Here is a 10,356-nt window from a genome sequence, read left to right as displayed (position 1 = left end):
TGGCAGAGAAGAAGGGATTCGAACCCTCGCACCGCGTTCGCGATCTACTCCCTTAGCAGGGGAGCCCCTTGAGCCACTTGGGTACTTCTCTGTATGGCTCCGCAGGTAGGACTCGAACCTACGACCGATCGGTTAACAGCCGATAGCTCTACCACTGAGCTACTGCGGAATAATGAAGACAATTTGTATCTTATAAAATTTCTCATCGTAAGTCAAGAAGTTTTTTACAACATCTTGTACAAACGTGACATGTTTATAATATACTGGATTGCGTTTTCACTGTCAAGATGTTTTCTTTGTGAGAATTAGTTTCCCTTTACACTTTCCGCAGACATATTTTTTTGTATTTATTTGACGTCTTCTTACATATTGAAGTAAACACTCCATACATTCATACATATAGACCTTTTTTTCTTTCTCTTCATTTATCATTCGTTTACAAAAGCGTGGTGCACCAACTGCCTTTAATAGTTCACGAAAATCCTTATCCCTGTGCTTATACCCTCTTCCTGTAATATGTAAGTGATAATGGCAAAGTTCATGTTTAACGATTCCAACTAATTCTTCTTTCCCATACATTTCATAATATCGATGATTCAGTTCAATATTGTGTGTATTCAATAGATAACGTCCACCAGTTGTACGCAATCTACTATTAAACATCGCCTTATGTAAAAACGGCATTCCGAAATATTGTAACGATACTTCTTCCACTAGCCGCTGTATTTCTTGCTTATCCACTTTCATTCCTCCTAAACAAAAAAATATTTTTACACTTTTCTCCTCTCTTATACATATATTAAATAGTACATATACCCATCCTCATTCAAGAAGCGTGGTTTCTAAAAACATAGCAGAAGTAGAAATCCACTCACCAACCTCTCATCAATAGTACCTTACATTTTTGAGAGTAGGATTAAACAAGGAGGGATTCCTATGCCTACATGGCTCAAAAAACAAATGCAACGCGCATATTTTGAAAAAAACCGGTATCAAATTAAATTGTTAAATGAATGCTGGTTTTATTATAGCAAAATACATCAAAGCTCATAATTCATTACACATTTTATCCCATAAAAAAAGAGCAGTTTCCATCTGCTCTCTTCTCTTACTATTCAATCGGCAACATTGATAGTGCAACGCGACCCTTTTTCGTATCAATATCATCTACCCATACTTTGACGATTTGTCCGACAGATACGATATCTAACGGATGTTTCACGTATTGTTTGCTTAGTTTAGAAATATGTACTAGACCATCTTGTTTTACACCTACATCAACAAAAGCACCAAAATCGACGACGTTACGAACTGTTCCTTCTAGTTCCATACCACGTTTTAAATCTTCTAATTTCAAAATTCCTTTTTTCAGAAGTGGTTTAGGTAACTCATCCCTCATATCTCGCTCTGGACTAATGAGTGCATCTATAATATCAACTAATGTCGGCTCTCCAACTCCCGTTTCTTGTGACAACTTAGCAATCTCCACTTCTTCTAAGCTCTTTTGTAATTGCGGTTGTCCTACATCATCTTTGGATAACCCTAGATTCTTTAATAACAATTCAACATTTTTATATTGTTCTGGATGAATACCCGTTCGGTCTAACGGATTTGCCCCTTCTAATATACGTAAGAAACCTATACATTGTTCATATGTCTTCGCACCTAGACGTGGTATTTTCTTTAAGTCTGTTCGTTTTGTAAATTTCCCTTCTTCTTCACGCTTTGCCACAATATTTTTCGCAACAGTTTTCGATAAACCCGAAACATATTGTAATAACGCAACTGAAGCTGTATTTACATTCACACCGACTTGGTTAACTGCCGTCTCTACTACAAACGTTAATGATTCATTCAACCTCTTTTGAGATACATCATGTTGGTATTGTCCAACCCCAACTGATTTAGGATCAATCTTTACAAGTTCAGCAAGCGGATCTTGCAGACGTCTTCCGATAGAAACAGCACTTCTTTCTTCAACCTGTAAATCCGGGAATTCCTCACGGGCTAAATCAGAAGCCGAATACACACTCGCACCAGCTTCGTTCACAATAATATAGAAGACTTCTCGTTTCACATTTTGTAATACATCAACTATAAATTCTTCCGATTCTCTAGAAGCTGTACCATTCCCAATCGCAATCATTTCAACTTGATATTTATCTATAATAGAAAGAACTTTCGTTTTTGCATCTTCATATTTACGCACTGGTGGATGCGGATAAATAACATCAATATATAGAACTTTCCCCGTATCGTCTACAATAGCTAATTTACAACCCGTTCTATATGCAGGATCTACAGCTAACACAACCTTTCCTTTCATTGGAGGTTGTAATAACAAATTACGTAAGTTCTCAGAGAAAATATGTATCGCTTGTTCTTCGGCTGTTTCTGTTAATTCTTTTCGAATCTCTCTTTCAATAGAGGATTGAATTAAACGTTTATAACCATCCTCAATTGCCAATTTTACATACTGTGCACTTTTTGAATCGTTATCACGAATTACTTTCTTATATAAGAAAGCTTCTATTTCATCTACTGGTGGAACGACAGAGACTCTCAATATATCTTCTTTCTCACCGCGATTCATCGCTAATACACGATGTGGCACCACTTTCTGCAACGGTTCTTCATAGCTATAATACATTTCATATATATTCTTTTCGTCTTTCTCTTCACCTTTTACAGCCGAAGACATAACACCTTTTCTAAAAGTAACATTCCGAATCCAACTACGATACGACGCTTCATCTGAAACAATTTCTGCAATAATATCTTGAGCACCTTGTAATGCTTCTTCTGCAGATTGCACTTCTTTCTCAGCATTCACAAACTCCATTGCCTTCTGACTTGGATCTTCTTTCGTATATAACAATAACCATTCAGCTAATGGCTCTAACCCTTTTTCTTTTGCAATCGTTGCTTTCGTTCTTCTTTTCTCTTTATATGGACGATATAAATCTTCTACTTCTTGCAACTTGGTAGCTTTCACAATTTGCTGACGTAATTCTCCTGTCAGTTTCCCCTTCTCATCAATAAGACGAAGAACCTCTTCTTTCCTATCTTCAAGTTGCATCATATATTGCCATCTCTCTAAAATCGTACGAATTTGCACTTCATCTAAAGAGCCTGTCCATTCTTTTCGGTAACGAGCAATAAATGGAACTGTGTTACCTTCTTCTGTTAATTGAATAACATGACGAACTTGCTTTTCGGTAAAGCCTAATTCCTTCACTAACATTTTCATTAACGCTTGTCGATTATCTACCATTTCCATATACAACCGTAACCCCCTCTATAATAAAAAAAGTTGCCCTGCAAAGAGAGCAACTTAAACTGCCGATTTAAAAATCTATTAGTCCTAAACTAATTTGTAGCGCTTCATCTACACGAATCATCATCACTTCATCTAAGTGAGTGATTTTGTCCGTTAAGCGCTGCTTATCGATTGTTCGAATCTGCTCAAGTAAAATAACAGAATCTCTCTCAAAACCGTACTTTTTCGCATCAATTTCCACATGAGTGGGTAATTTCGCTTTTTGAATCTGTGCAGTAATAGCCGCTACAATCACCGTTGGACTAAAACGATTTCCGATGTCATTTTGAATGACAAGAACCGGACGAACGCCTCCTTGCTCAGAACCAACAACTGGGGAAAGGTCTGCAAAATACACGTCGCCGCGTTTTACAATCAAAATATTACCCCCCGCTAACTAAGCGTTCTACTGTATGAGCTGCTTCATACTCTGCTAAGAAAGCTTCAGATGCAATACCAAGATTAATTTTTCCCATTTCAATGTACCCACGTCGCATTGATTCATGTTGGTAGCGTTTCTTCGTCTTATGTTGACGCAATAACAGTTGTGTTGCCTGGCAAATTAGTTCATGGCGATTCTTATTCTCTTGTTTTCCAATTCCGTCCAATTCCGTTACCATTTGCTTTGGCAACCGAACCACGATTTCAGTAGTTACACTTGATTCGGACACAAAAATACACCTCCACCGTCAACTACACACCCAAATATATATATGACACCTATTGTAATAATACCATTGTATGGAGCCTGTTGCAAAGACTTCCTTATTCCTTGCTTATGTTTTCCAATTCACAAACAAAACATTCATATTCTTTTATTTTTTATCTCATTACAACAAGAAACAGAAGAATTTCTGCAGTAACTTATGTTAAAAGTACTGATAAGTAAAAAGCTTCTCGTCAAAAAATGAACTTATTCTCAACCGATGAACAGTCCTCTCAAATGACAAGAAGCAAATCATACTACTTTCTATATATCGTTCAAATAATTAATTACTTCCACAACTTTACCATTCCGTATAAATATTCTCGGCACACGGAAACTGATCGTCGTAATAATTTCATAATTAATAGTTCCTGAATATTCCGCAACCTCTGTAGCGCTAATATATTCATCTCCTTGCCTTCCAATGAGTGTAACTTTCGTACCAAGAGGCACTTTACAAGGAAGGTGTATCATAAATTGATCCATCGTTACTCGCCCTACAATCGGTACCCTTTTACCATTTACAAGCACTTCAAATCCTTGTAATCTTCTAAGCCAGCCATCTGCATAACCAATTGCAACGGTCGCAATCCATTCTTCAGTTTTCGTTCGATAAGTGACGTTATAACTAATTCCATCCCCTTTAATCACCTGTTTAATATGAGCAACTTTCGTATGCAATGATAACGCTGGTTCTAATTTAAACGGTAAAAAAGGGCGTATTTCTACAGATGGAGATAACCCATACATCGCAATACCAATTCGTACTGCATTAAATGTAATCCCTTGAAAACGTAGCGTTGCAGCACTATTAGCTGTATGAACAAACTTAGGATCCACTCCGAATTCTTTCAACCAACTTAACTGCTCCAAAAATGTGTTATATTGCTTATCGAAGTAAGAAGTCTCCACCTCATCTGCTGTTGCAAAATGTGTATAAACTCCTTCTAATTCTAAAAACGGTGCTTCTTCTAAACTTTTTAAAAATCCTTTTAATTCTTTACGTTCGCGTATCCCAATTCTCCCCATACCACTATCGAAATTAATATGGTATTTCATCGTAGACGAACCATCCCAAAGTTTGATTGCTTCATCTACCCATTCCTTTTGAAAAACAGTTAATGCTACATCATTTTCAGCAGCTACATTTATATCACGAGGAGGAGAAGGACCTAACACTAAAATTGGCGCAGTAATACCGGCTCTTCGAAGCACTAAAGCTTCATCTAAGAATGCAACTGCTAACCTTGTCGCCCCCGCTTCTAATGCTGTTTTAGCCACTGGTACATAATCGTGCCCATATGCATTCCCTTTAACTACGGCAAAAATTTCTACATCACTCGGGATAAATTCTTTAATATGTGTAACGTTGTTATAAATGGCATCTAAATCCACTTCCACCCAAGTGTCACGGTAAAATGGTGCTTCTTCCATAAATACACTTCCTTATACACGATATGCGAAGCTTATTCTTTTATATGCTTCTTTTATGAAATCCATCCTTCAAACTAAGAAAAGACGTGGTGCACATATATCACCACGTCTAAGAAGTTTACTTCACTTGCTTCTCTGTAACTGAACGAGCAACCATTAATAGCTCCTTCGGCTCTAAACCTTTAGACACGAGCATATATTCTACTCCATTATGCGACCACGTTAAAGAGTCTTTCGTCAATGCTCCAATTGTAAAGCCAAGGTCAACCAATTCTCCGCTCACACTTATTGCTGACGAAGCCTCTGCAACTTTTGCTTTTTCTTGTATTAAAGTAAAGGATTTCTTACTTCCAGTGTATGTGAGTATCGCACGCTTGCCACTGTCTGTCTTCAACTCTTTTTCGTCTTTCAAAACCATACCTTGCGGTGTATCACGTGGATACAAAATAGCAAACGGTTTATCTTCTTTCGCTGTCGTTTGAACATCTACTTGCGCTCTAGACATATTTTGTTTCGTATCAAATGCACCTTTATCAAATTTCGCATCAAATTTCACTTTTGAGAAATCTACTTTCACAAGAACATTTTGATCATTATCCATTAATTTCACCGAAACTGGTGTTAGATCACTTTTCTTCAATGTAATCTCTTGTTTCGGCAACATGTTTTGATGTTGATAGTTTGTTTTTGTTTTAAAGATATAATGTTTATCTGTTTTTTCAAAAGTAAGGTTTTTCTTATCCTGCAAAATATCTCTCACAAGGGATTCATATAAGTAAGCCTGGCTACTATTTTGCGGCCAATCACTTTGAAAACGGAAACTCTTATTAAGCGCTGGTGTTAATACAAATACACCTTCTTCATTTCTTAAAATAATTTGACTTTGATCTTTTTTCGCATTTTGCAAATTCACACGATAAAAAGAAGGTTCTTTATGCCATATTTCCACCTTATACTCCTGAGGCTCATTCCCTGTTTTAATAGATAATTTTGCTTCAGCTTGATAACTTTTCATCCCTTTTACTTTTGACTCTAAATCTCTCACAACATCATCTTGTTTCTTTTCCATACAACCGGCCAACACAAAAACGGTTAATAAACCGACAAGAACTAAAAACAGACGCCTTTTCATCACTTCAGCCCCTTTGCCCCTATAAATGAGTGGAAGATGTGCCTTCCTTATCGCTACCACAAATATATGAGACAAAGATATAAAATATGCAGACTAGCTTGACGAGCTTTCTAAAACCACTTGAGCAACAGCAAACTCCTTACTATGACTAATTGATAAATGAACAATATACTCTGTACTTGCAAGAAGAATTGGCTTCCCTCTATCATCATTTCTTACTTCAATATCTAAAAAACTTACTTCTTTCCCGATACCAGTGCCTACCGCCTTTGAATACGCCTCTTTTGCTGCAAACCTTCCAGCTACAAACTCTGTCAGACGGCTTCCCTTCAGCTCCTTAGCAACATTACGTTCACTTTCAGTTAAAATACGTTCCATAAATTTAAGCTTTCCATCTAGCATTTTTTCAATTCGATTCAATTCAATAATATCGATTCCAATCCCTACAATCATTTCAAAATCCCCTTCTTCTATTTAGCTTTCTTTTTTCATATTGTAAGAATAACAGAGAATCTTTCTGATGCAAAAGGAGTGATACTCACAACATGCTAATACCATCCGCCCGCATTTCCTTACAACCAATTGTCATTGCTTTACTTCTCATACAATTATTCATGATTATGTTAGGCGACCTTTTTCTCTTTCCTATGGCAGCTTATAATGAATATATCGCTAAAGGAGAATGGTGGCGTCTCATAACTTCTCTGCTTGTACATGTAGACTTGCAACATTTTCTTTCTAATAGTATTTGTTTATTCGTGTTTGGCTCTGCTATTGAAAAACAACTAGGGCATTTTTCTTTCATTGTTATTTTTTTCCTTTCTGGCATCTTTGGAAATATTTTTTCTTATCTTATTATGCCTCTTGAATATATTCATGCCGGGGCATCTGGCGGTATTTTCGGATTGCTAGGTGCACAGTTGTTTCTATTGTATAGTCGATATCGTTCTTCCAACCCAAAAGACATCGCTATTTTTTCAATTATGATATGTATATTATTACTATTCACTTTCTTCAATCCCTCTGCCAATCCTATCAGCCATTTAACAGGATTGATCATTGGTGGTATTTGCACCCCTTTATTGATAAAAAAACTCGATGGTGCAGAGCTCATTTAATATAAAAGCTTGCACCATCGACAATTTCCACATCTGTTTGTTCACTTAAATCTCTCATGAGTTGAAATAAAGACTCATCCTTCTTCTTCGCTTCAATCATACAATCAATTTGCGGAACACTTCCCTTTATCTTTTTTAAAAAAGATAAAAAAGCATCTACATCAATAAAATCCGCATGCGCCCTCGGGTCTTTTCCCTCTCTAGGACTAGAAATATGCATTTTCACTGGTAACAAAGACGATTCCCACGTATGTACAACACGCGACCAATCTTCATGCCAATCTTCTCGATTATGATTCATCATATGGTGATGCAAATCAAATACAACGGGAATGTCCAGTTTTTCTCCTAAATATAATGTTTCCTCCAGCGTAAAAGTTGTATCGTCATTTTCTAACATAATCATTTCCTGAATACTTCTTGGGACATTAGACCAATTCTCTATAAAACGCTCTAATGCGAGCTCTTTATCTTTATATCCGCCACCAACGTGCATTACACATCGTTGCTTATGCTCAATCCCCATGCCTCTTAACAACTTTTTATGCATTTGTAATGTCTTTACAGATTGTTTAAAAATACTCTCCTCAGGTGAATTGAGTACAACAAAATGATTTGGATGGAAATCGATACGCATATTCATACGAATTGCATATTCACCTAACTCTTTCAGTTTTTCTTTTAAAGGACGAATATAGTTCCAATCTAACAACTCCTCATGATTTGCAAGAGGGATAAGTTTGGAACTAAGTCGAAAGAACGATATATCATGTCCTCTATTATGTTTTAATAGTCGCAAACAGTTTTCTAAATTCGAATTAGCAATTCTTTCAAGTTTGCGAATCGCCGCTTCTTGATCATCTATTTTTTGAAACTGCGCATACGTCATCGTTTGAGATGGAGATGCGTTTTTCAAATGTACACTCATTGCAACATACCCAAGTCTTACAAGCATGTAGCACCTCATTTCTACACAAGTTATTATGTAGTATGTACAATTACAGAAATAAAAAAAGAGAATGCCGGCAAAGGGCATTCTCTTTTTTTATTATTAAGCTTGTGGCTTACGGCTATGATGTTTTCTTTCACCGCGTCCGTTTGAAGATCCTGGGCGACCTTGACCTTCTCCGCGACGACCACGGTTGCCATCACGGCTACCTTCACGATTACGATCACGGTTACCATCGCGATTACGACCATCACGGTTACGATCACGGTTACGACCATCGCCACCGCGTCCATCACGACTACGATTACGGTTACCATCACGGTATCCGCCTCCGTTACCACCGCGTTTTTTAGAACCGCCACCTCTTGCAACAACTGGTGGTTCTGATGTTAAAGCGATTGGAGTTGTATCTGGCTCTTTTGTCATCATTTTTAAAGCAGCAGCTACTACTGTTACAGAGTCATTCTCTTCTAACATTTCTTCTGCAATACGCTTGTAGTATGATAAGTTCTCATTTTGGATTGTGTTTTGAAGCTTTTCAGCGATTAAACGTTGTTGACCTTCTAATGCCTCGTCAAGTGTCGGTGCTTCCATACGGTCAACTTTACGTTTTGTTGTACGCTCGATATTTTTTAATTGTCCTGATTCACGTGGTGTTACAAATAACATTGCAATACCTTTTTTACCCGCACGGCCAGTACGACCGATACGGTGAACGTATGATTCTGGATCTTGTGGGATATCGAAGTTGTATACGTGTGTTACGCCTGAAATATCAAGACCACGTGCAGCAACGTCTGTTGCAACAAGAACTTCAATAGCACCTTCTTTAAATTTACGTAATACAGACATACGTTTCGCCTGTGTTAAGTCACCATGAATACCTTCTGCTGCATAACCACGTAAATTTAATGCTTCTGATAATTCATCAACACGACGCTTTGTACGACCGAATACGATTGCAAGCTCTGGAGATTGAATATCTAGTAAGCGTGTTAACACGTCAAACTTTTTCTTTTCTTGCACTTCTAAATAGAACTGCTGAATGTTTGGCATTGTTACTTCTTTTGCTTTTACTTTAATGTGTTGAGGCTCAGTCATGAAACGCTCAGCAATACGACGGATTGGATCTGGCATTGTCGCTGAGAATAGTAATGTTTGATGTGTTTCTGGCACATCTGTTAAAATTGCTTCAATATCCTCAATGAAGCCCATGTTTAACATTTCATCCGCTTCATCAAGAACAACAGTCTCAACGTTTTGCAGGCGAAGTGTTTTACGGTTAATATGATCTAAAATACGACCCGGCGTACCAACAATAATGTGTGGGTGTTTTTTTAGAGCACGAATTTGGCGGTTAATATCTTGACCACCGTAAATTGGTAAAATACGAACGCGTTTATGTTTACCAATTTTGTATAGCTCTTCTCCAACTTGAATTGCTAATTCACGCGTTGGTGCGATAACAATACCTTGAACTGCTTCTTTATTTGTATCCACTTTATCTAATAGCGGTAATCCGAATGCTGCTGTTTTCCCTGTACCTGTTTGTGCTTGCCCAATAATATCTTTACCTTGCAATGCATGTGGAATTGTTTCAGCTTGAATCGGCGTAGCCTCTTCAAAGCCCATACTTTCAACAGATTGCAGTAAAGACTCACTTAATCCTAATTCTCGAAATGTTGTCAATGTTACTTC

General features: G+C 37.3%; 11 protein-coding genes and 2 tRNA genes. 2 read left to right on the top strand and 11 right to left on the bottom strand.

Annotated elements, in window-relative coordinates; all coding sequences use genetic code 11:
* The 3 genes from COL05_RS15360 to COL05_RS15350 form a co-directional block, all read right to left on the bottom strand.
* A tRNA-Ser gene (locus COL05_RS15360) sits at positions 1–91 on the bottom strand.
* A 3-nt stretch (positions 92–94) separates the two neighbouring features.
* Positions 95–169: transfer RNA gene (locus COL05_RS15355), tRNA-Asn, on the bottom strand.
* 113 nt (positions 170–282) lie between these two features.
* Positions 283–741, bottom strand: a complete 459-nt coding sequence (locus COL05_RS15350; RefSeq protein WP_098669242.1) for a SprT family protein — start codon at positions 739–741, stop codon at positions 283–285.
* Between the two features lie 195 nt (positions 742–936).
* Between COL05_RS15350 and cmpA the strand changes: the two genes are divergently transcribed.
* The gene (gene cmpA, locus COL05_RS15345) at positions 937–1,053 is read left to right on the top strand and encodes a cortex morphogenetic protein CmpA (protein WP_001143642.1); all 117 of its coding nucleotides are present in this window, start codon (positions 937–939) and stop codon (positions 1,051–1,053) included.
* Between the two features lie 58 nt (positions 1,054–1,111).
* Here the strand turns inward: cmpA and COL05_RS15340 are convergent, their stop codons facing one another.
* The 6 genes from COL05_RS15340 to acpS form a co-directional block, all read right to left on the bottom strand.
* Positions 1,112–3,280: a Tex family protein gene (locus tag COL05_RS15340; RefSeq protein ID WP_142337521.1), complete on the bottom strand. Its 2,169-nt coding sequence runs from the start codon at positions 3,278–3,280 to the stop codon at positions 1,112–1,114.
* 67 nt (positions 3,281–3,347) lie between these two features.
* Complete coding sequence (ndoA, locus tag COL05_RS15335) at positions 3,348–3,698, bottom strand: type II toxin-antitoxin system endoribonuclease NdoA (RefSeq protein WP_000635963.1); 351 nt, start codon at positions 3,696–3,698, stop codon at positions 3,348–3,350.
* Between the two features lie 4 nt (positions 3,699–3,702).
* A complete protein-coding gene (locus COL05_RS15330) occupies positions 3,703–3,990 on the bottom strand; it encodes an antitoxin EndoAI (protein WP_000004570.1) in 288 nt (95 codons plus the stop codon).
* A 299-nt stretch (positions 3,991–4,289) separates the two neighbouring features.
* Positions 4,290–5,459: an alanine racemase gene (alr, locus tag COL05_RS15325; RefSeq protein WP_098669240.1), complete on the bottom strand. Its 1,170-nt coding sequence runs from the start codon at positions 5,457–5,459 to the stop codon at positions 4,290–4,292.
* A gap of 118 nt (positions 5,460–5,577) precedes the next feature.
* Complete coding sequence (locus tag COL05_RS15320) at positions 5,578–6,528, bottom strand: LolA family protein (protein ID WP_142337523.1); 951 nt, start codon at positions 6,526–6,528, stop codon at positions 5,578–5,580.
* 156 nt (positions 6,529–6,684) lie between these two features.
* Positions 6,685–7,044, bottom strand: a complete 360-nt coding sequence (acpS, locus tag COL05_RS15315) for a holo-ACP synthase (RefSeq protein ID WP_098669238.1) — start codon at positions 7,042–7,044, stop codon at positions 6,685–6,687.
* A gap of 92 nt (positions 7,045–7,136) precedes the next feature.
* Here acpS and COL05_RS15310 point away from each other — a divergent pair, with 92 nt between their 5' ends.
* Entirely contained in the window at positions 7,137–7,709 is a 573-nt protein-coding gene (locus COL05_RS15310; RefSeq protein ID WP_098669237.1) for a rhomboid family intramembrane serine protease, read from the top strand.
* Here the strand turns inward: COL05_RS15310 and uvsE are convergent.
* Positions 7,702–8,664 carry a UV DNA damage repair endonuclease UvsE gene (gene uvsE / locus COL05_RS15305; RefSeq protein ID WP_098669236.1) on the bottom strand — a complete coding sequence of 321 codons (963 nt, stop codon included), beginning with the start codon at positions 8,662–8,664 and terminating at the stop codon, positions 7,702–7,704. The genes COL05_RS15310 and uvsE overlap by 8 nt on opposite strands.
* Before the next feature lie 96 nt (positions 8,665–8,760).
* Positions 8,761–10,347: a degradosome RNA helicase CshA gene (gene cshA / locus COL05_RS15300; RefSeq protein WP_098669235.1), complete on the bottom strand. Its 1,587-nt coding sequence runs from the start codon at positions 10,345–10,347 to the stop codon at positions 8,761–8,763.
* Positions 10,348–10,356: the final 9 nt, after the last annotated feature.

It is taken from the genome of Bacillus sp. AFS059628 (assembly GCF_002571225.1).
Taxonomy (GTDB): Bacteria; Bacillota; Bacilli; order Bacillales; family Bacillaceae_G; genus Bacillus_A.
This window is presented reverse-complemented; position numbering and strand designations above follow the sequence as displayed.